Genomic DNA, 21,544 nt, shown 5'->3' with positions numbered 1-21,544 from the left:
TCGTATTGCTCGCCTTTTTTAAGCGAGTCAAAACACTGCACCATTCCCTAAAATGCATGGTAACAGCAGTGTAATAAAAAGTCTTGATATTGGGCTTACAGAAAGCGGCAATTGGCGTATCACCAAGTTACCACTTTACCGTCCCAGTCAATGAAGTGACAGCTTTCGTCATGGTTTGAATGACGAGAAGCCCTTAGCGTCGACAAGTGAGTAAGCAGTTGATTAGCCGTAAATTCAGGCGTAAACAGTTTTTTTGCTTTTACGTTTTTTTGAAACGGCGCTGATAAACCTGTATCGACGGTACCTGGGTGATAACACACTAAAAGTGGCTCTTTTAAACGCCGTGTGTACTCTACCGCGGCTGTTTTTACCAACATATTAAGCGCGGCTTTTGAAGCGCGATATCCATACCAGCCGCCCAGTTTGTTATCAGAAATACTGCCCACCCGCGCACTAATGCAGACAATAGACGGGTTTTCTTTCACCATTACAGTCACTAAGTACTTCATCCATAAAGCTGGCAGCGTACTGTTGACGGCAAAGTAAGTTGCTAGCGCTTCTTCACTAATATCTTCAAGCCGTTTTTCTGGCCGAAGCCCCTGCGATTCGTTGTGAAGTACGCCGGTCGCGACAATCGCTAACTTCACTCGTGTACCTTGAGCTTGAAGGTCTTTAACAAACGCCTCTATACTGCGTTCATTGTGTTCCGGCAAGCTAATCGCCGTCACATTATCAGTCCAAGTGGCATCTTTATAACCAGTGCGGCTAAGGGCTATTACCTTATTGGAATTATCACCTTCATCCGGCTCAGCGCTTGCCAATAGATGAACCAGTGCCTTACCGATCCCGCCTGACGCTCCTATCACGAGAGACACCGTATTATCGCTCTGCTCAGCAGTATTTTGCTCAGTTTTGGGGTTATCTGCCACTGTCGCCACCTTTGCCTTTTGTGCTTTCGGCATTTGTAATATGTTCGGCCCCAGTGGTGCTTTTAGTATGCGCAGTATTCGCCGTAATGGGTGATTCTTGCTGAATGTCACCAGGTACACACCGGTCACAAGTACGCTTTTTACCGGTCAATAAATACGAAATGGTATAACGGTGTTTAGCGAATTTGAGGTAACCCCAATCGGCAATAATACGAATACCAGGCCAGCGCAGGGGGGCGTATAGCCACCCGACACCCACAGCTTTCCACGCCTGATGGGTTACATCTAGTCCAGTAATAAGTGTGCCATCGGGTAATAACCCGTGAATTCTAGCATTGAGTGCGTGCCAATCTAGCTCAGGGTATTTAGCAGCAAACTCTGGTGTTTGAATATCAACAAGGGTTAATGCACCTTGCTTATCCCGTTTTTGTAAATGGCGCATTTCTGTTTTGCACAACGGGCAATAGCCATCGTAAAAAATTATCAATGTAGTCACCTCTGACTTAGCCGTAGCTTTCTGTGTGTTCTGTGCTTTCTGTGTTCTGCACTCTCTATGTTCTGGGCTTTCTATGTTCTGGTCTTTCTATGTTCTGGTCTTTTTATTTATTATGCTTTTATACGCTAAAAAAATGCACTTGGATGACTTGAGTTTAACCGCGCTCACACCCACACTGATGTCATACGTTTTTTCTGAGGTAACACAATGGCAAATTTACAAGTAGCCACCCTAGCTGGCGGGTGTTTTTGGTGTATAGAGTCAGCATTTAATACTGTTGAAGGTGTTGAAAAGGCAGTATCTGGGTATGCAGGCGGCGAAGATGCCTCACCAACCTATGAATCGGTTTGTGGTGGCGGTACTGGTCACGCTGAAGTGGTTCAGGTGACTTATGATGCAGATAACATCAGTTATCGAGAAATATTAGAGATATTCTTTGCACTGCACGATCCTACTCAATTGAACCGACAAGGCAATGATGTGGGTACCCAATACCGCAGTGCTATTTTCTATCATGACGACGCTCAAAAAGACGCTGCTGAAGCTATTATTGCAGAGATTACGTCTGAAGAGATTTGGCCTAATCCGGTCGTCACCGAAGTTGTGCCAATTGATAACTACCATCAGGCTGAAGACTACCACCAAAATTACTTTAAAAATAATCCGCAGAACCAATACTGTTCAATGGTGGTTGCGCCTAAACTAGCGAAGTTTAAAAAGACATTTGCTTCACGTTTACGCACAGAGGCCTAAGCTGTCACAATAGAGTTAGCTTGGCTTGCTCACCTTGAACGGCCAAAAAATGCGGTTACAGATTAAAATCTGCAACCGCATTTTTATTTCTATTGATAGCCCGTGCTTTGAAGCCCAGCTCTGTTGCAACTCAGCGTTTTTTGGAGTTCATGGCTACTGAAGCTTAGTGCTACTGAAGCTAAGTATTACTGACGCTTATCGCTACTGAAACCATGCGTCATTTAAAGGTACCGAGAACAACAAAGGTGCCATGGCTTCGTAACGTGGTGTCTCTGCTTCACATTTGATGTTCTTTAAGTAGTTTACTTTCCACGGATCGTTAATTAGCCACAAGGTATCTTCTACTACTACCAGTCCTTCAATTGAGGCGTTATCCATTACATATTCGCCACACTCATTATCCGCACTTACATTAAACTGCATAGAGATACGTTTTGTTTCAACCTCACCGGCTACATCAATGACCCAGACCTCATTGTCATTTCGGGCCGCGGCCAGTAAGAAGTTATTACCGCCCTCTGCACTATAAAGTGCTAAGCCATTAATAGGGTGGCTACCCGCATCAAAAATAGGAACAGATAAATCAGGTTCATCTACCACAGCGAAGTCCGCACTTTGCCAAAAGTCATCTGTTATGTTTAACGAGAAAATACGGGGCTGCCCCGCTTTGTCTTTCTCAAGACCTAAGTATAAGGTGCCATCTTTTGCCATGGCCATGCCCTCAATACCGTCGTTGGGAAAGTTACCCACTTCAAATTCGGTAGGAAACTGCAAAGGACGAACATGGGTCATGGTGACGCTATTGTTTTCATCTCGTTCTAATCGAACCAACAAGGTGGGATAATCGGTTGAGCCCGTGTTTTGATATTTCTTTTCGCAGCGGGTAGAGAGAGTCCCCGTGCGGGTGGCGTCTTCGGTTACGGTATAAATCACATTCGAGTTACTTGGGTCGCTTGCTAGCGCTTCTAAATCTGGTGCATTGGTTAAATAGTCACTAAAACAACTTCGGCGTACTCTTGTGGCAAGTTTAAACGCATTACTTGAGGCAGTCAGTGTTGCCGTATCTTTATCAAGAAAATGCAGTTTTCTTTGCTGCTCGAACGCGGCACTACCATCTGCAATGGTGACTAACTGTCCATTAATTTCGATTAGCCCTGAGGTTTGAGGGTCTTGCATTACATCGCTAGTATCGGTGGATATCCAACGCCCAACAGAGGTTAAGACCGAGCTAGTTGTGGCACTAGGTGCGTCTTCGCTAAATGCGGCATCTTTGCTCTCGCTACAGCCTGCAATAACACTACTTAACGCTACGACAACACACGCGGCAACCGGCCAATTTTTCAACATGATATTCACTTCCTTCAACATTAAGACGCCCATTTATCGCACGCCTAGCATAAGCCGTAAGCGCTAACTTATTGTCAACATACCGCCTGGAGTTTTAGCCGTTGGGCAAAGGCAAATTTATGGGCGCAAACCGTCACGAGTTAGGCCCATCAGGGTAAAAAATGTAAGCGAGTATATCTACCATACCGTTTAAAGCCAAAAAAGAGTAAGGTACATTTTTCTTCTTATTGCTTTTGGTAGGAGCATATTATTTCTAAGCAGTATATTCCTGCGATGATTGCAGGCCCAATTGTTAGGCGAGTCACACAAAGTGCGTGTCATATCTGGCTAGTAACCTCTGAGGCTACAGCGCCTACATTTACGCTTACCCAACATGAGTTGCAGCTCACCGCAGAGGTGACGAGCACTTGTGTGCAAGTAGGTGAGCATGCATTCATTCATTTATTGTCTGCCACTGTAGATGAAAGCTTTACTGCCAATATACCTATTTACTACCAACTCAACTTTGCAGCGACTGAGTACCAAGAAAAGTGGCAACAAGAGCAAGCAGACTTACTTTATACCAATCAAACTGCTTTAAGCTTTTGCTGGACCAACAAGCCAGAAACCATACTGCATGGCTCATGTCGAAAGCCTCATTTTGATGGTGATGACGCTCTCGCCCAAGTCGATAATTTGCTCGATAGCGCCATTGCTTCAAACAGCCCTCGCCCTGATGTGCTTATGATGACAGGAGATCAGGTTTACACCGATGATGTCGCCGGCCCTACTCTGCAAGCCATTCACCAAACTATTGCCTTACTTGGGCTTTTCGAAGAGCCTCTTGATGGCGCGGTACTAGATAACTCAGCAGAGTTGCCTACTCACCCCCATGGTTTTTATGAACGAGAGCAGTTACTGCCACAAACAGAAACAAACACCGCCCTTTCATCACTCTTCTTTGGTGCCAAAAGAAAACCCATATTCACTTCGGTTAATGCGCAAAATCACTTAATAAGCTGCGCAGAAGTGATGGCTATGTATTTCTTGGTGTGGTCCCCTGCCCTATGGCGAAACGTGACATTTCATGTCAATGATATAGCCGCGCAACACAAAGACACCTTTGAGAAAGAACAAAGTGCCATTGAAGGGTTTGTAAGTAAGTTGCCAAAAGTTCGAAGGGCATTGGCGCATATTCCCGTTTATATGATTTTTGACGATCATGATGTTACCGACGACTGGAATCTTACACGAGGTTGGGAACAAGAAGTTTATGGAAATCCTTTTTCTAAACGTATGATTGGTAACGCCCTTATCGGCTATTTACTTTGCCAAGGATGGGGTAATGCGCCGCAAAAGTGCGCGCCGTTAATAGCTAAAGCCGGTGAAGCCTTTACCGACAGTGGCATGGTGAAACAAGATGAACTCATCGACCACTTGTTAGACTTTGAACATTGGAATTACCGCTTAGACACTACGCCACCTATTGAGGTGCTAGATACCCGAACCCGTCGCTGGCGCTCTGAATCAAGTATGAAAAAGCCATCAGGCTTGATGGACTGGGAAGCTTTATGCGACTTTCAGCACAATATTATTGGAAAGGATGCCGTAATAGTGGTGTCGGCGGCCCCTATTTATGGGGTTAAATTTATTGAAGCTATTCAAAAGATTTTCACCTTTTTTGGCAAAGCACTTACTGTGGACGCCGAGAACTGGATGGCGCACAAAGGCACGGCGAATGTCATGTTGAACATTTTTCGACATTACAAAACGCCCCCTGAATTTATAATCTTGTCCGGTGATGTTCACTACTCGTTTGTATACGATGTACGATTGCGCTTTCGTCGCAATAGTCCTCACATTACCCAGTTTACTTGTAGCGGATTAAAGAACGCCTTTCCCGATGGCTTAATTCGCTGGTTAGATAGGCTCAACCGCGTTTTCTACGGGCCAAAATCTGTGCTTAACGTGTTCACACGCCGCAGAAATATGTCGGTCACCGCCAGAGAACCCTCATCAGGATACGGTGAGCTTTATAACGGCTGCGCCATCGGTATATTACAAATTTCACAAAATAGTACAGTTGTTGGCTGCAAAGCTTTGTTGAGCAACGGTAAAGAGGTAGAATTCCCGCCCTTAAAAGATGATTAGTTTGTACGAAAGAGGTTTTCATGAGTGATAATGCGCTGTCGATTGGCTTGTTCTACGGTTCAACAACCTGTTATACGGAAATGGCAGCGGAAAAAATTCAGGCACAATTGAACAGCTTATTCGACGAAGACATTGTAGATGTTCACAACATTAAAGATGTGAGTTTGGCTAGAACCGCTGACTACGACGTTATTATCTTTGGTATTTCTACCTGGGACTTTGGTGAACTGCAAGAAGACTGGGAATCTCACTGGGAAGAAGCCCACCAGCTTAATTTGGAAGGTAAAACCGTGGCTTTGTATGGCATGGGCGACCAACTTGGTTACGCTGATTGGTTTCAAGATGCCTTGGGTATGCTGCACGATGCTATCGCCCCTTCCAACTGCACTATCATTGGTTATTGGCCCAATGAGGGCTATGAGTTCACAGCATCCAAAGCATTGACTGAAGACAAGTCACAGTTTTTAGGGCTCTCGCTGGACGACGAAAACCAGTACGACAAATCAGATGAACGTATTGCTGCATGGTGTGAACAACTGCTTATATCGTTAGCGGGTTAGCTGTGACCCAAGGGCGCATACATCAAGACTTCTATCGTAATGGTCCTAGCCATAGAGATGGTGCCGATGTCACTTTCCAAGATATTCGCAAACTGTTTAATTTTTCGAGTATCACCATTGGAAAATGGGTAACTGCTGATGAACAGCAAATAGCGGCGAATCTATTCTTCGACGCCTTGTATGATCTGGCCACCATTTTAAACGTGAACGAACAAGTGCTGTCTTTAAACGGCACATTATCGCTAGCCTTTGGCAGTGGTGGTCAAAAAGGCGCCAGCGCACATTATAACAGCGCTCGAAGACAGCTCGCATTGGCTAAGAATGCCGGCGCAGGCGCATTAGCTCATGAGTGGTTTCATGCGTTTGATCATTATATTGCACCCAAAATGTTTGCCGATGTAGGTGTGGGTAGCTTTGCCTCGCAAGCGTGGTTAGATAATGCCCAACTCACCCCCCATCCACTCAATGAAAAACTGAGTAAATGCTTCTCTTCGTTGTTTTTAGACAACAATAATCGACCTAACAATTATTTTGTACGATCTGTAGAGGCGGATCGCGCATTAAAAATCTATTATTACGCAATGCCACAAGAAATGGCCGCCAGAGCCTTTGAAGCCTGCGTTCAAGACCATTTGATCAAAAATGCATTCTTGGTTCAAGGCACAAAAAGATCAACAGAGGCTAGACTTGGCATTTATCCTCATGGTAATTTGCGTATAGCGCTCAATGAGTCGTTGATGTTGTATTTTTACCAATTAGGCGTCGCCATTTCCCACAAACAATCTTAAGTTTGTTGTTTTACGATGGAAACTGAGCAATTTTTCAGCAACAAGTGTTAACGAGCACGCTGTTTTGTACAAAACCCTGTTTATTTTTGTTACAGGCAGTATACTAAAGCGCTCGAACGTAACAGAAAAAAGAAGACGAGATGAAAAGAAAAAAGCATACCTCGGCCGAAGACGAGGCTCAGATTGATATGACCCCCATGTTGGACATCGTGTTCATCATGTTGATTTTCTTCATCGTAACGACCTCGTTCGTGAAAGAAAAAGGGTTAGATACAAACCGCCCAGAAGACAATCAGGCTAAGAATGATCAGCCTTCTAAAGCGCTTTCTATTCGTATAGATGCCGATGGCACTATCATGATGGGTGGCCGTGAAGTTGATATCCGCCGTGTTGTTGCAAACACACAAACTTTTTTAGCGGAAAACAACACTGATTCAGCAGCTATACAAGCTGATGAAGATACTGAACACGGTACAGTGGTAGAAGTAATGAACCAGGTTAAAGTAGCTGGTATCGCTAAAGTGTCGGTACTGGTCAAGAAAGGCTAGTTCTTTCGAAAGTTTTAAAAAGCCGCCTCTAGGGCGGCTTTTTCGTTTTTACTCGTCCACCGATTTATAGACTCCCCATCAATGTATTTGGAAAACTTCACTTCGACCTCCAACATTTATGATTGCTCTTTTTTCCATCACTAATCATCTTTGTCACAATACTAAATAAGTTACTGATATTAAAAACGGTACCAAAAATACTGCCTACCGAGAGGGCGTACATAAGCCCAAGTGTTTCTGCGAGCAAAAAATATCGTCTTATTTTGTCTGTTTCCTTTAAGACAATTGAGCCTATCGTAAAAATGAGGGATGACGCATAGGCGATAAAAATGTTCCAGTCATGGTGCAGAATAAACCACTCATACAGCATGAATAGGATATTGGCGGCCACGAAAATAAACAGAACCCATCGACTGCGATTTTTAATAGCAATGAAATTACGTAACCCCGCTAAGCATGTACCCACGCCGGCAGCCATGGCATCAAGCATAAAGAAGTGCACGCTTAAGCTCAGCAAAGCAAAGGCAGAGATAAACAAATAGCGCTCAACTCTATTTTGTCTATAACCTATAAAATTGAGTACGACGGCAATAGCACCGAACGCTTCAGCTACAATCAACATGCCAAACTACCTGTGTTAAAAACGTAAATAAAAATCGCGGCAAAGCGCTTTGAAAGGGCTTGAGTAATCTCCGGTTTCATCTCTAACTACCAGATTCTCAATGACCCTCTTTTTGTGTTGTTTACTCATACAAAATACCGTCACATAAGGGGGGCGTTCGTCATTGTGCTGCACTCTTAATATACGATTTGTGACTAAACCTATTCCAGCAGCTAAGTCTGTAACTTCGCTCTCCCGAGTAAAAGGATAAAGGCAATAGAACTCACCCGTACTGGTAAGGTGCTCAATGACAAATGAAAATAGATGCGCTGGAGTAAGTGAAACAGTTTGCCTAGCCTGTTCTCTAGTGTCACTTTGCGAATTGTAGGCATGACTATGGCCTTTTACCTGCTCGAAATAGGGCGGATTAGACACGATAAAATCGAAAGTGTTATCCGCTGCTAAGTCGGACAACTTGGTGTGCTGCACCGTTATTTTTGTTGGCCAGGGCGAAGCCCCTACGTTTGCGCTTGCTTGCAGTGCTGCGCCTTCGTCGATATCGATAGCGGTGATTTTGGCTGATGGCGCAGACGTTTGCGCCATCATTAGCGCGAGAATACCGGTGCCCGTGCCTATATCAAGAATATGGCTACTTTGATTGGGCTTGGCCCAACTGCCTAATATCATACTGTCGGTATTTACTTTCATAGCACAATTGGTTTGATTAACCACAAACTGCTTACAGCGAAACATGGTAGCTCTCTTTATATTTTTGTTTTCTAGGGCGTTGTGCTCTGGCACTACCACTTCTGCCTTGTCATCATGTTTCTTGCTACATCGACAGCATGTACTGGACGATATTTCTTTAACGGTCCTTGCATCAACATTTTCCAAACTGGTGCAGTTTTTTGTGCCACATCTTCAAGAGTGCGAGATTCGGTTCGCGTGCCTAACAGAAGTGAAGGACGAACTGCCGCCGCATGAGGAAGCTGAGGCATACGCATTATCGCGTTTTCTAACTCACCTTTCACCCGCAAATAAAAATTACTGCTTTTTGCATCTGCCCCTACCGATGAGATCCACACAAAGCTGCCGGTTCGCTGGGCACGGGTTAGTTGCGCGGCAATATGCACGTATTCGAAATCAACGCGCCTAAACGCCGATTTAGAGCCAGCTTGTTTAAGTGTGGTACCTAAACAGCAATACACGTGATCAACACTAAAATACCCTTGGTAGTCCTGCAGGTTATTAAAATCGATAACCACGGGTTTTAACCTATTATATGGGTCGGAAAATTGACTAGACTGCAGCGGTTTTCTAACCAAACAGGTCACTTCGCTGTAGCGACGGTCCTGTAAAAGTATATTTACCAACGTTCGTCCCACTAATCCGGTCGCTCCTAGCACCATTGCGGTTTTCATACTTAGTACCTTGTATCCTAAGACAGTTTCTCTACAATCAACTATTCGACAGTTAAAAATATGCAGATAAAAATGAAAAAAGCCCTTTTAATAGGAGCCGCTATGCTCTCTACCGCTGTACAGGCCGAACCGCTCGATATTGAGCGTATTTTCGCTTCTCCTTCCCTTGATGGCAATGCGCCTCGTGCACTTAAAGTTTCTCCTGATGGAGAAAGAGTTACGTTTCTAAAAGGAAAACAGACCGATTATGAACGTCTCGATTTATGGGAATACCATATAGACAGTGGCGAAACCCGCCTTCTATTTGACTCTAATGACCTTCAAAGTGGCGAAGAAGTGTTAAGCGACGAAGAGAAAGCCCGTCGCGAACGTATGCGCTTATCTGGCTCGGGCATTGTAAGCTATCAGTGGTCTGCAGACGGAAAAGCGCTTCTTTTCCCGCTAGGTGGCGACGTGTATTACCACAAGCTCGGCGAAAAAGGGGCAAAGCAACTTCTTGATACCGACGTATTCGAGACTGATATTAAGCTTTCTCCTAAAGGAAATTACATTTCTTTCATTCGCGACCAAAACTTGTTTGTAAAACATATTGAGTCGGGCAAAGAAACCGCCATCACAAAAGAAGGCGGCGGTAACATTAAATTTGGTATGGCCGAATTCGTTGCTCAAGAAGAAATGGGCAGAATGACTGGTTACTGGTGGTCACCTGATGAAAGCTTTATTGCATTTACCAAAGTAGATGAAAGCCCTGTAGATGTCATTTCTCGTTCAGAAATTTATGCCGACGACATTAAAACCATTGAACAGAAATACCCGAAAGCAGGCACCAACAATGTACTTGTTGAACTGGCTATTCAAAACATCAATAACGGTGCACGTAGATGGGTAGATTTAGGCGAAGACAAAGACATTTACCTTGCCCGCGGTAAGTGGATGCCTAACAGTGAAACCTTCACGTATCAGTGGCAGACTCGCGATCAACAAACGCTTGAGCTTAGAGCGTATAACGTTCCAACAGAAAAGCAGGACGTGTTATTAAGCGAAACCAGTAATACGTGGGTTAACTTGCATAACGATTTGTACTTTTTATCTGACTCAGACCAGTTTATCTGGGCTTCTGAGCGAGATGGCTTCAAGCACCTTTACCTTTACGAGAACAGCGGTAAGTTAGTGCGTCAGCTAACTCAAGGCGACTGGGTGGTTGATAACATTGAGGCGGTTGATGCTAAGAGCAACCGAATTTACTTCGCAGGTCGTAAAGACACACCGCTTGAAAGTCACGCCTATTCAGTGTCATTAGACGGTGGTGATATTTCACGTATTACCAATGAAGGCGCTTATCACAGTGTATCGTTCAGTAAAGATGCTTCTATCTTTATCGACCGCTTCTCTACCATTAATTCACCTGCCCAAGTGAGTTTAAATGATGCTTCTGGCAAGCGTATTACATGGCTTGAAGAAAACAAAGTTGAAGAAGGCCACCCGCTACATCCCTATATGGACACGTGGACTAAACCTGAATTTGGTGACATTACCACCAAAGATGGCGCAACCTTAAAGTACCGTATTTACAAACCTGAAAACCTTGAAAAGAAACACCCTGTTATTGTGTATCTTTACGGTGGTCCACACGCGCAAGTTGTGACGAATAGCTGGGCAGGTAACCGCGGGTTACTGATGCAGCATTGGGTAGATAAAGGCTATGTAGTGTTTACCCTTGATAACAGAGGCTCTAACTACCGTGGAAAGGCATTTGAAGATCCTATCTATAAGAAAATGGGCTTTGTAGAAGTTGACGACCAAGTCGCTGGTGTTGAGTTCTTGCGAACCCTACCGTATGTAGATGCTAAGCGTATTGGTGTTCATGGCCACAGTTATGGCGGTTACATGACGCTAATGACCATGTTTAAAGCGGGCGACTACTTCCAAGCAGGTGTGTCTGGTGCTCCCGTTACCGACTGGCGCTTGTACGATACGCATTACACTGAACGCTATATGGGCAACCCTAAAACTGATGACGATGCATACACAGCCTCTTCCGTATTCCCTTACGCGAAAGACTTAAAAGGTGACTTGCTTATTTATCACGGAATGGCTGACGATAACGTACTGTTCACCCACTCTACGATGCTATACAAGCATCTTCAAGATTTGGCAATTCCATTTGAAACCATGGATTACCCAGGTAAGAAGCACAGCATTCGTGGTAAGCAAACGGGTATTCACTTGTACAAAACCATTACTAACTTCTTCGACAGAAATTTAACGCCTGAGCAATAAGGTGTTTAATTTTAGGCGTTGAGAAAAACGGTAAATAAAAAAACGGCGGGGCTTTTAAAAGCACCGCCGTTTTTATTTATACTTCACTTTCACTATTTCAAACCGCTGTGAAACACCAGCCGTTCATAAATATAGAATTAAGCAAACATCTGATTGGCAAGATTCTTTTGTACATCTTGCGCAGATGCTTTACTTAACTCAATTTCAATAGCGTCACTTTTACCTGATAACCATATTTTTAGTTCTGCATCGGTATCGAAGTGACCTGCCGTTTCTACCACAAACTGGGTAATCGACTTATAAGGAATAGAATGGTAATTAACCTTTCTGCCCGTTAGTCCTTGCTTATCAATAAGAATTAAACGCTTATTAGTAAATACGCTTAAATCTCTTACTAGTTTAAATGCTGCGGTGACGGTTTCATTTTCTGCCAATATGGGGGAAAGTTCTTCATTTACCGCTTCAGCACTGGTTTCACTAGCGTTACCTAGCAAGGTGTCAAATAAGCCCATTTTATTCTCCTAAACAGACACGAGTTTTGTAAGCCACTGTACACGATGAGCAAGGGGCTTAGGCTTGTCTAAGGCAAAACCTTGACCATAGTCTACCTGTAATGCCTTTAGTACATTTGCCGTTGCGGTATCTACCACAAACTCCGCCACCGTTTGCTTACCCATACTGTGAGCAATGTTATTTATCGCGGTAACTGTAGCATGATCAATCGGATCGTGAACAATATTTCGAACGAAGGACCCGTCAATCTTGACGTAATCAACATCCAAGTTTTTAAGGTAAGTGAACGACGACATACCCGCACCAAAATCGTCAAGCGCAAAGCTACATCCTATTTCCCGAAGAGTAGAAATAAAGTGTTTAGCCGCACTTAAGTTAGTCACTGCTGTGGTTTCTGTGATTTCAAAGCAAATTTTTTCTAACGGTACTGAGGTGCCTTGAAGCCGCTGGGTAATTTTCATTAAGGTGATTTCATCACCAAGGGTAATTCCTGACAAATTTATCGCCACTTTAGCCACATTGTCTACATGCAGCGGATTAGCCTCTAATGTCTTTAATGTATTGTCTACTACCCAGTAGTCTACTTTGTTCATCAAGCCATGACGCTCGGCAAGGGGAATAAATAAACCTGGACTAATAAGTGTGCCATCACTTCCGGTTAACCGTAGCAAAATTTCATAGTGTTCAAGGCCGCGGTTATCGTCTTCAGTTATGCCATTAAGCGGCATAATGGCTTGGCTATATAATTCAAATCCATCGAACTGCAGCGCTTTGTGCAGGGTATGTAATACGTCATTTTCGCTGCTATCCATGCCTAGCTGAGCATCTTGAGCGTGATAAACAAAGTATCTATTTCTTCCTAAATGCTTGGCCTTATAGCACGCATTATCAGCAGCCTTAATAAGTTCTGCCGCATTATGCTCTTGAGGATTTATTTCAATGACACCAATGCTCGCCCCAACGAAAAATAACTTATCTTCATACATAAACCGGTATGTAGAGATAGCCTTTAACAGCTTATCGAGCTTAATCTTTACCTTATCGAGAGGCTGTTCGTGATAAATAATACAAAACTCATCGCCCCCTATTCGGGCAAGTAAATCTTTGTCGCTAATGTGCTGCCGAAATATAGTAGACACTTCTTGAAGTAACTTATCGCCAGCGGGGTGACCACAGCTGTCGTTCACTAACTTAAACCTGTCCATGTCAATAAAGCACATTACGCCAGGATTAGTAGTATCAGCCGAGATGAGTGAGGGGTATATGGCAGTGACGTTATCTCGGTCTATTTCTGCGTTAATAGCAGGTATATTAGCCGCATTGGCCTCTAAAATTTCACGTAGTTGCTTATCGAAAGCATAGCGGTTGAGTAGACCCGTTAATTGGTCGTGGTTAGCTTGATACGCCACTTCAGCTTGTAACTCTTGCTCTTTTGTCACATCTCTAGCTATACCTTCTACCGCAATAAGCGCTCCAGATTCATCTAATATAGGGGTATCTGAAAACTCTAGCACCAACTCTGTACTATCAGAACTGCAGTAGTGAACCAGATAAGGCGCAGGTTTTACCCCCTGCCCCGATTTCATTCGTATATCGAAAGTCTCATCAGGTATTTTCCTTACCAGTCGAGACTCTTTTTCGATGAAATAATCTGGGGTAAACCCTAAAATAGTGCTAATTCCAGCACTCACATAGATAAACTTATGGTCAGCGGTTTTGGTATAAACGAAGTGCCTGTGCATGCCATCTACCAGCCTACGATAACGCTCTTCACTCTGCTTGAGCGCTTGCTGAGCTTTGAATCTTTCTGTGACATCTCTTGCGGTTAAAGCAATGTTATCCCCTGCTTTAACCACTTGTACCTTCAGCCATTCAGGCGCAACCTTGCCTCCCTCGATAGAGATATACTCTTCAAAGGGCGTGTTGTTTGTTGCCACCTTCTTGATACAGTTGAACAGTTCGGCTTTACCTAGAAACGCTAACTGGTCTTTCAGTGTTTTAGCGCCTAACTCTGAGCATGCTCCACGAAATAGAAAGCGACTATAGCGATTCGCTTCAACTAACTCATAATCACTGCCGGTAGGCCGATAAATAACTAACGCATCTAATGAGGCCTCACTTGCCGTAAGGTAGCGCTTTTGACTAATCGATAGGCGCACCGCACCTTTCATTTGCTTATGAAAAATCCAGCTGGCCAATGCCGACATGAAAAGCCCTATTACCGCAACTAATACACCAGCACTATAACGCCCCACTTCGGTCTGCATAGACAGCGAAAACTGACGACCTATAAATGAGAAAGGCTCAGTAGTAATAACGGTTCCATCATTAACCAACTCCCCATTGCTAAACAGGGTGTGCCCCGAGTCTCGAAGCGCAAAATTAAACTGAGGACCTTCTAGCTCGCCTAGCATAACGCCCAAAATAGTTTGCGCATCAAAGCCCGCCAATAAGTACCCGTGATTAAGTTCTTGAGGGCTAATAGAGCGTCCAACAACAATATGGTAGTGACCCGTTGCTGACGAATGTACCAATGTGCTCGCCAACGATTCAGCCAGAGCGGGAATAGTTAGCCCTACCGACGCGAGTGGCTGACCGATAAGTTCGTTCGATAAGCGGGTTTTCATTCCATGGGAGGGCGTAGCAACCCATTGAATAACGCCGTTTTGATCAGCAAATGTTAGCGAACTATAGCCGCGCTGCATCCCCATCAACGACATTGCTTGCGCATTAAACCAATCTACCTGGTTGGGCGCAAAGGTTGGCCAGTTACGCATTAAATTGTGAACGGCTTGGATGCGTTCGGTAGAGAATACTTCCAAGCTAATTTTTACCTGTTCCGCAACTGACTGGGCTTTTGAAATCCGCACCCGTTTGTCTTCTTTGTCGAGATAGACACCCGCTGAGACAAAAAGTATGGAAAGAAACACGAACAGCACTAAGGGGAGTCCGTAAATTCGGTGGGTAACTCTTGATTGCATTACAATTACCTCTCATTCGAGAGGCTGGGACTATAAACCGCGAATATGAATATTTTATGAATTAGCCTTTTTGTATTTAAATGGTAGGGTATACCTTTACTTATTGATGACTACGTTTAAATAAACGTGTTTCTAATGCAGATACAAGGCGTTACTCATGCACCCTAGTGAAACGGAACTGTCCTACTCGGCCATAACTCAAGCGTATGACAGAATTAAAAATCACGTAAAGCGCACACCCATTATGGAGTCGAGCCTGTTAAATAAGTGGATGGGACATCGCATTCTGTTTAAAGCCGAATGCTTGCAAACTATAGGGGCGTTTAAGCTGCGTGGTGCAATGAATTTCTTATCGCACTTAGATGAACGTGGTGAACTGCCTAAAAAAGTGGTGGCAAATAGTTCAGGCAATCACGCCCAAGCCGTGTCTTATGCGGCCGCAAAATATGGCATTCCTGCGACTATTTTTGCTAGTGAAACCATTTCTCCTATTAAAGCAGCGGCCACTGAAAGTTATGGGGCAACACTTAAGTTGTTCCCCACCCGCCAAGAAGCAGATATCGCCGTGGCCAATGCAGCCGAAGAAGAAGGGACTGTGTGGATCCCACCTTTCAACCATCCAGACATAGTAGCAGGTCAAGGCACCGCGGCCATGGAAGCCCTCGAAGATACAGGAAAGGTAGATGCTATCTTTGCCCCTTGTGGCGGTGGCGGCTTGTTATCAGGCACATTGCTTGCGGCCCGTGCGTTACAACCCGATGCGTTAGTGATTGGGGCTGAACCACTGGCTGCCAACGATGCATCTCAGTCATTGCAGCAAGGCGAAATAGTTGCGCTTGATGCTCCGCCGGTAACCCTTGCCGACGGCGCAGCAACGCCCTCAGTTGGCAATGTGACCTTTCCGCTATTACAAGCGCTTGATGATTTTTACGAGGTAGACGAATTACAAATAGCTTATTGGACGCAATGGCTACAGCACCTATTAAAACTTCATATAGAGCCCACCTGTGCCATGAGTATGGCAGCAGTTGCGGCATGGGCTGCTAACACGCCACCAGGGCAGACCGCTTTGGTTATGCTATCTGGCGGCAATATAAGCCAAGCCTCTATGGCCGAAATTTGGCAGCGCGACTTTTTACTACAACCCCCTATTATTAACATGGAAGAATAAGCATGCCAAAAATGCACGTTAATACGACAGAAAGAGTAAGTGGAGTTACCCCTAATCAAAGTAACAACCGCACCATAAAACGTTTCATTCTTAAATTCAGTGGCGCACTTGCTATAGCCACACTATCGGGTGTCGCGTGTGCAGCAACACTTTTTACCAACGTAAAAGGTTACACGCTGAATGATGATACTAAGTTAGTATCGTTCACATCGATTCTTATCGACGAAGGCAAAGTGCTTTCTCTCGATATAAAACCAGATGAGAGCACTGCTCAAACGTTAAATATTACCAACACCATTGATGGTAAGGGCCGCGTAATGTTGCCGGGGCTTATAGATGCGCACGGGCATTTATTGGGCTTAGGTGCCAACCTACTTGAAGTTGATTTACGTGAAAGTACCAGTGCTGCCAATGCCGCTGATAACGTAGCAAAATATGCACTAGCAAATAGCACGCAACCATGGATTACTGGCCGAGGGTGGAACCAAGAATTATGGTCTGATAGAGCCTTTCCCACCAGTGCTGATTTAGATAAAAAAGTGTCCGACCGGCCGGTATGGCTAACTCGTGTAGATGGCCATGCGGGTTGGGCTAATACCAAAACCCTCACCTTGGCGGGTATTACCAAAGACACCCCCACGCCAGTTGGCGGTGAAATTGTAAAAGATGCCAACGGCGAGCCGACTGGGGTATTGATTGACAATGCCATGGCATTAGTCGAACCCTATTTACCAACACAGAGCAATGCGGTTTACAAACGCCAACTCGATGCTGCAGGTAAGCACTTACTATCAAATGGTATTACGTCGATGCATGATGCGGGCGTCGGCCGTGGTGTGTACGACTTCTATATTAAACAAGCAGTTCAAGCTGAATTACCCATTCGAATATACGCCATGATAAGCGCCACTGACCCTGACTTAAGTAAACTACTTGGAAAAGGGCCAATACGGGACGCTAACGATTATTTGTACATTCGTTCAGTCAAAGCTTACGGTGACGGTGCCCTTGGCAGTAGAGGCGCAGCCTTATTAGCTCCCTACTCTGACGCTCCCCACCAGCATGGTTTATTACTCACTCAGCCTGAGGACATGACGCCGTTATTTACATCGGTCATCGGTGCCGGGTTTCAATTGAATTACCACGCTATTGGCGACAAAGCGAATCATGTTGCGCTTAATGAATTTGAAAAAACATTTGCTGCTATTGGCGGTAGTGAATTACGTAACCGAATAGAACATGCGCAAGTTATCGCGCCTGAAGATCTCGCTCGTTTTGCCGAGTTAGATGTATTGCCATCCATGCAACCAACACATGCCACCAGCGATAAAAATATGGCTGAAGATCGTATCGGAAAAGACAGAATGGAAGGTGCTTATGCGTGGCAAACTTTACTTGAATCAGGCATTCCTTTGCCATTAGGCTCAGATTTTCCTGTCGAATTGGCAAACCCATTTTATGGTTTGCACGCTGCGGTAACCCGTCAAGACAGAGACAATCAACCGGTGAAAGGCTGGTATGCACACGAAGCGCTTACTATTGAGCAAGCCTTTAAAGGCTTTACATTAGATGCCGCTTACGCGGGACATATGGAAGATACACTTGGCACCCTTACACCGGGCAAATGGGCTGATTTTATTCTGGTTGATCAAGATATCTTCACCATTGATAAAAAAGATATTTGGAAAACCCAAGTGCATGCTACCTACATAGCAGGCAAAAAAGTGTTTTCGAAATAGCCGTTGTTGGGAGGCAGCACATTGGAAATTGTTATTATACCGGTTACGCCATTTGCTCAAAACTGTTCGCTTATTTGGGACGCAGGTAGTAAACAGGGGGCATTTGTTGACCCTGGCGGAGATATACAGAAACTTATCGGCGCGGCGTCGGATAATCAGGTCACTATTGAAAAAATCATTCTTACCCACGGTCATTTAGACCATGTAGGTGGCACCGTCGAACTGGCTAAGCATTACGATGTGCCGATAATAGGGCCACATCTGGGGGACAAGTTTTGGCTAGATGCCCTTATGCAGCAAAGCCAAATGTTTGGCTTTCCACCTGCCACGCCCTTTGTGCCTAACCAATGGTTAAATGACAAAGATACCATTTCAGTTGGCGAGCTAACGCTTGAGGTATTGCACTGTCCGGGACATACCCCTGGCCATGTGGTTCTGGTGGAGCGAACGAGTAACAAGGTTATTGTAGGTGATGTGATTTTTGCAGGTTCGATTGGGCGCACTGATTTCCCTCAGGGAAATCATCAACAGCTACTCGATTCAATAAACGCGAATATTTTAACGCTGCCTGACGATATGGTGATTTACCCTGGTCATGGCCCTACTACCACGGTAGCAAAAGAAAAAGCCAGCAACCCTTATGTTGCGGGGCAATGGGGTTAAGTGCTTATAGAAGTGCCAATAGGGTAGCTTTCCCGTCCATTAAAAAAGGCGAGTAATCCACTCGCCTCTTACTATTATCAATGTCTAACGTTATAGACATTGATGCCTGCTTCCTTTCCTATTGCCTTTACCTATTGCCTTTACCTATTGCCCTTTCCTATTACTCTTTACCTATTGGTAGGCACCGCTGGCGTAATGAAGTTCATAGCTGTGGCTATAGATTTCTAGAATGTTGCCAAACGGGTCTTCCATGTAAATCATGCGGTAAGGCTTTTCGCCTGGGTAGTAGTAACGCGGGGCTTTCATGCGTTTCTTACCACCAGCTTCTACAATTTTCTCTGCCAAGCCTTCAACATCAGGATCTTGAACACAGAAATGGAACACGCCAGTTTTCCAGTATTCGAAGTTATTTTCAGGGTTTTCCTGATTTTTAAATTCGAAGATTTCTACACCCACACGGTCGCCCGTTGAAAGGTGCGCAATACGGAACTTATCCCAACCTGCACCAAATACGTCGGTACACATCTCGCCAATTGCTGAATCATCTTCAACAATCTCAGTGGGCTTCATAATTAAGTACCAGCCTAGTACTTCAGTATAAAATTTAACTGCGGCATCAAGGTCTGGAACCGAAATACCAATGTGTGAAAACGTACGTGGATAAGGGGTGTTAACTGCTTCAGTCATCTTTATCTCCTCGATGTAAAGTATGCACGTATATTAACTAGACAAAGCAAACACTAGAAATTATGATTAATTCTTAAATCCATAATTTAAATTTATACCATGCTAAATCCACAGTGGCTTGATACGTTCAAAGTGCTAGTAGAAACGGGGAATTTTACCCGTACCGCAGAACAACGATTTATGACGCAGCCCGGTGTGAGCCAACACATAAAAAAGTTGGAAGAAGCCTGTGGCTGTGAGTTAGTCATTCGCCTAGGTAAAGGTGTAGAGCTAACTGAACAAGGTCAACGAGTTTACGACTATGCGCAAAGCTTGAGTAAGCATGAACAGGCACTCATAGAAAGCTTAAAGTTTGATGCGCCCTACGAAGGAAAGTGTGTAATTGGTTGCTCGGGTGCGTTGGCTCAGCGTTTGTACCCTGTACTTGTTGAGCTACAGGTTGCCCATCCGAGTTTGAGTATACATTTAGAAGTTGCGCCCAACCGAACCATCCTCAATAGCATTCACGCGTCTACTCTAGAATTAGGCATCGTCACGCAACAACCTGATGAAGAGATGTTTTCGTCTGAAAAAATCGGTAGCGAATCTTTGGGGCTTATATTGCCCAAAGGTGCTCTTGGTAATTTAAGTACGAATAGTGCTGATAATACTGCAAGTAGCCAAGAAAAAGACATTGCCGATATCTTGCTATCGCTTGGGTTAATTAACCACCCCGACGCCATGCACTATCTAAAACTTTACTTTAGCCACTCGGGCGAGCAGGCCCTAATGCAATTAGATCCTAGTCGGTTGCCAAAGCGTGGTTACATTAATCAGCTGTCTCAAATTTTATTACCCGTAAGCAAAGGGCTGGGCTTTACCGTACTGCCCATTAAAGTACTTGATAGCTTTACCAACGCCACTGAAAGTTTAACGATATACCCCGCCACAAACGATGTTGCCGAACCTCTTTACTTTGTGAAAACGCCCCACCGTTCGTTGCCACTACGCTATCAAAAAATTCAGTCGTTGATTGTACAAGCGCTTGAAAGCAGTTAAGTCAGCAAAAAGCGATGTTAGCTCAACTTGCTTGTTACGCGCTCAATTCAGGGCTCGGGCTTGTCATGGCCACTTCAGATTTGTGTACAGGAACATCCACTTTACCGCTGGCAATCACCTCGCCCTGCTGCCATAGCTTCCATTCACCACGCTCGTAAATATCCCATTGTTCGTCATGAGTTAGTGGCGCAGTGGCAATGATACTCACCACATCGTTGGGTGTGGTTTCTGCAGCAAAATCAATCTCTACCTCCACGTCGCTGAGGCAAGCTGGGCCAAACGGGGCACGGCGGGTAATGCTCGCCATTTTGGTGCTACAAAATGAAAACAACCAGTCGCCATTGCTTAATAAACAATTGAATACGCCCTGCTCTGCGTAGCCTTTTGCGATATCCACCAGTGTATCGGCCAATTGTTGCGGCATCGCATCACGAGGCAAGTTCTCGCGCACCTGATTCATTAAGTCGCAGAACATGGCTTCGCTGTCGGTATCCCCAACGGCTTCATACATGCCTTCACGAGGTACAAAGTTAGGCAGCTGCCCATTGTGGGCAAACACCCAATACTTACCCCACATTTCACGGGTGAAAGGGTGGGTGTTAGCAAGGTTTATATTGCCTACATTAGCTTGGCGAATATGACAAATAGCCGTTTCGCTTTTAATCGGCAGGTGAGATACAAACTCTGCAATTTGAGACGTAGCACAGGGCTCTGGATCGTGAAAAAGGCGAATGCCCTTGCCTTCATAAAATGCCATGCCCCAGCCATCTTTGTGCGGGCCTGTCTCGCCACCACGTCGGGTGAGGCCAGTAAAGCTAAAACACAAATCAGTTGGCGTATTGGCACTCATGCCAAGCAGTTCACACACGATGTACCCTTTTTTAGAACGTTAATAATAA

19 protein-coding genes and 1 pseudogene are annotated in these 21,544 nt (G+C 44.7%); 10 read left to right on the top strand and 10 right to left on the bottom strand.

Translation table 11 applies throughout. The annotated features are described in order from the left end of the window. Window positions 1-119: 119 nt before the first annotated feature. Window positions 120-929 carry an SDR family NAD(P)-dependent oxidoreductase gene (locus tag AAC006_RS14445; RefSeq protein WP_338456319.1) on the bottom strand — a complete coding sequence of 270 codons (810 nt, stop codon included), beginning with the start codon at window positions 927-929 and terminating at the stop codon, window positions 120-122. Between the two features lie 94 nt (window positions 930-1,023). After that, a pseudogene (locus tag AAC006_RS14440) lies at window positions 1,024-1,416 on the bottom strand (DUF393 domain-containing protein); the annotation flags it as partial. A 216-nt stretch (window positions 1,417-1,632) separates the two neighbouring features. Between AAC006_RS14440 and msrA the strand changes: the two are divergent. Next, window positions 1,633-2,178: a peptide-methionine (S)-S-oxide reductase MsrA gene (gene msrA, locus AAC006_RS14435; RefSeq protein ID WP_339349923.1), complete on the top strand. Its 546-nt coding sequence runs from the start codon at window positions 1,633-1,635 to the stop codon at window positions 2,176-2,178. A gap of 201 nt (window positions 2,179-2,379) precedes the next feature. On the opposite strand, the gene AAC006_RS14430 is transcribed toward msrA, so the two are convergent. Continuing rightward, complete coding sequence (locus AAC006_RS14430) at window positions 2,380-3,525, bottom strand: hypothetical protein (protein ID WP_339891742.1); 1,146 nt, start codon at window positions 3,523-3,525, stop codon at window positions 2,380-2,382. Between the two features lie 273 nt (window positions 3,526-3,798). Between AAC006_RS14430 and AAC006_RS14425 the strand changes: the two genes are divergently transcribed. From AAC006_RS14425 to AAC006_RS14410, 4 genes are all read left to right on the top strand, one after another. Then, window positions 3,799-5,655, top strand: a complete 1,857-nt coding sequence (locus AAC006_RS14425) for an alkaline phosphatase family protein (RefSeq protein WP_339891740.1) — start codon at window positions 3,799-3,801, stop codon at window positions 5,653-5,655. Window positions 5,656-5,675: 20 nt separating this feature from the next. Beyond that, complete coding sequence (fldB, locus tag AAC006_RS14420; protein ID WP_057789361.1) at window positions 5,676-6,215, top strand: flavodoxin FldB; 540 nt, start codon at window positions 5,676-5,678, stop codon at window positions 6,213-6,215. Window positions 6,216-6,217: 2 nt separating this feature from the next. Next, the gene (locus AAC006_RS14415) at window positions 6,218-7,003 is read left to right on the top strand and encodes a CLCA_X family protein (RefSeq protein ID WP_339891737.1); all 786 of its coding nucleotides are present in this window, start codon (window positions 6,218-6,220) and stop codon (window positions 7,001-7,003) included. A gap of 140 nt (window positions 7,004-7,143) precedes the next feature. Continuing rightward, window positions 7,144-7,551, top strand: coding sequence for a biopolymer transporter ExbD (locus AAC006_RS14410; protein WP_211071803.1), 408 nt, complete (start codon window positions 7,144-7,146; stop codon window positions 7,549-7,551). 97 nt (window positions 7,552-7,648) lie between these two features. Here the strand turns inward: AAC006_RS14410 and AAC006_RS14405 are convergent, their stop codons facing one another. Genes AAC006_RS14405 through AAC006_RS14395 form a run of 3 tightly spaced genes read right to left on the bottom strand, consistent with a single transcriptional unit; the run spans window position 7,649 to window position 9,573 of the window. After that, on the bottom strand, window positions 7,649-8,173 hold the full coding sequence (locus AAC006_RS14405) for a YgjV family protein (RefSeq protein ID WP_339891736.1): 525 nt from the start codon (window positions 8,171-8,173) through the stop codon (window positions 7,649-7,651). A gap of 15 nt (window positions 8,174-8,188) precedes the next feature. Continuing rightward, on the bottom strand, window positions 8,189-8,905 hold the full coding sequence (locus tag AAC006_RS14400; RefSeq protein ID WP_339891735.1) for a methyltransferase: 717 nt from the start codon (window positions 8,903-8,905) through the stop codon (window positions 8,189-8,191). Window positions 8,906-8,952: 47 nt separating this feature from the next. Then, a complete protein-coding gene (locus tag AAC006_RS14395) occupies window positions 8,953-9,573 on the bottom strand; it encodes an NAD(P)H-binding protein (RefSeq protein ID WP_339891734.1) in 621 nt (206 codons plus the stop codon). Window positions 9,574-9,645: 72 nt separating this feature from the next. Between AAC006_RS14395 and AAC006_RS14390 the strand changes: the two genes are divergently transcribed. Further along, on the top strand, window positions 9,646-11,853 hold the full coding sequence (locus AAC006_RS14390; RefSeq protein WP_339891732.1) for a S9 family peptidase: 2,208 nt from the start codon (window positions 9,646-9,648) through the stop codon (window positions 11,851-11,853). 137 nt (window positions 11,854-11,990) lie between these two features. Here the strand turns inward: AAC006_RS14390 and AAC006_RS14385 are convergent, their stop codons facing one another. Continuing rightward, a complete protein-coding gene (locus AAC006_RS14385) occupies window positions 11,991-12,365 on the bottom strand; it encodes a PH domain-containing protein (RefSeq protein ID WP_013782610.1) in 375 nt (124 codons plus the stop codon). Between the two features lie 9 nt (window positions 12,366-12,374). Further along, on the bottom strand, window positions 12,375-15,347 hold the full coding sequence (locus AAC006_RS14380) for a bifunctional diguanylate cyclase/phosphodiesterase (protein WP_126872838.1): 2,973 nt from the start codon (window positions 15,345-15,347) through the stop codon (window positions 12,375-12,377). A gap of 157 nt (window positions 15,348-15,504) precedes the next feature. On the opposite strand from AAC006_RS14380, the gene AAC006_RS14375 reads away from it, so the two are divergent. From AAC006_RS14375 to AAC006_RS14365, 3 genes are read left to right on the top strand one after another with little or no spacing between them, the layout of a single operon-like run. Beyond that, entirely contained in the window at window positions 15,505-16,518 is a 1,014-nt protein-coding gene (locus AAC006_RS14375; RefSeq protein WP_126872839.1) for a serine/threonine dehydratase, read from the top strand. Between the two features lie 2 nt (window positions 16,519-16,520). Next, a complete protein-coding gene (locus AAC006_RS14370) occupies window positions 16,521-18,257 on the top strand; it encodes an amidohydrolase (protein WP_126872840.1) in 1,737 nt (578 codons plus the stop codon). Window positions 18,258-18,278: 21 nt separating this feature from the next. Next, the gene (locus AAC006_RS14365; RefSeq protein ID WP_126872841.1) at window positions 18,279-18,920 is read left to right on the top strand and encodes an MBL fold metallo-hydrolase; all 642 of its coding nucleotides are present in this window, start codon (window positions 18,279-18,281) and stop codon (window positions 18,918-18,920) included. A 171-nt stretch (window positions 18,921-19,091) separates the two neighbouring features. Here the strand turns inward: AAC006_RS14365 and AAC006_RS14360 are convergent, their stop codons facing one another. After that, window positions 19,092-19,607: a lactoylglutathione lyase family protein gene (locus AAC006_RS14360; protein ID WP_013782605.1), complete on the bottom strand. Its 516-nt coding sequence runs from the start codon at window positions 19,605-19,607 to the stop codon at window positions 19,092-19,094. Between the two features lie 99 nt (window positions 19,608-19,706). On the opposite strand from AAC006_RS14360, the gene AAC006_RS14355 reads away from it, so the two are divergent. Then, window positions 19,707-20,645, top strand: a complete 939-nt coding sequence (locus AAC006_RS14355) for a LysR family transcriptional regulator (protein ID WP_126872842.1) — start codon at window positions 19,707-19,709, stop codon at window positions 20,643-20,645. Between the two features lie 34 nt (window positions 20,646-20,679). On the opposite strand, the gene AAC006_RS14350 is transcribed toward AAC006_RS14355, so the two are convergent. Continuing rightward, window positions 20,680-21,513, bottom strand: a complete 834-nt coding sequence (locus AAC006_RS14350; protein WP_126872843.1) for a class II glutamine amidotransferase — start codon at window positions 21,511-21,513, stop codon at window positions 20,680-20,682. Between the last annotated feature and the right edge of the window lie 31 nt (window positions 21,514-21,544).

This window comes from uncultured Alteromonas sp., assembly GCF_963976965.1.
Lineage (GTDB): Bacteria > Pseudomonadota > Gammaproteobacteria > Enterobacterales > Alteromonadaceae > Alteromonas > Alteromonas naphthalenivorans.
Note: the sequence above shows the minus strand (reverse complement) of the source record. Positions and strands in the feature narration are given on the sequence as shown.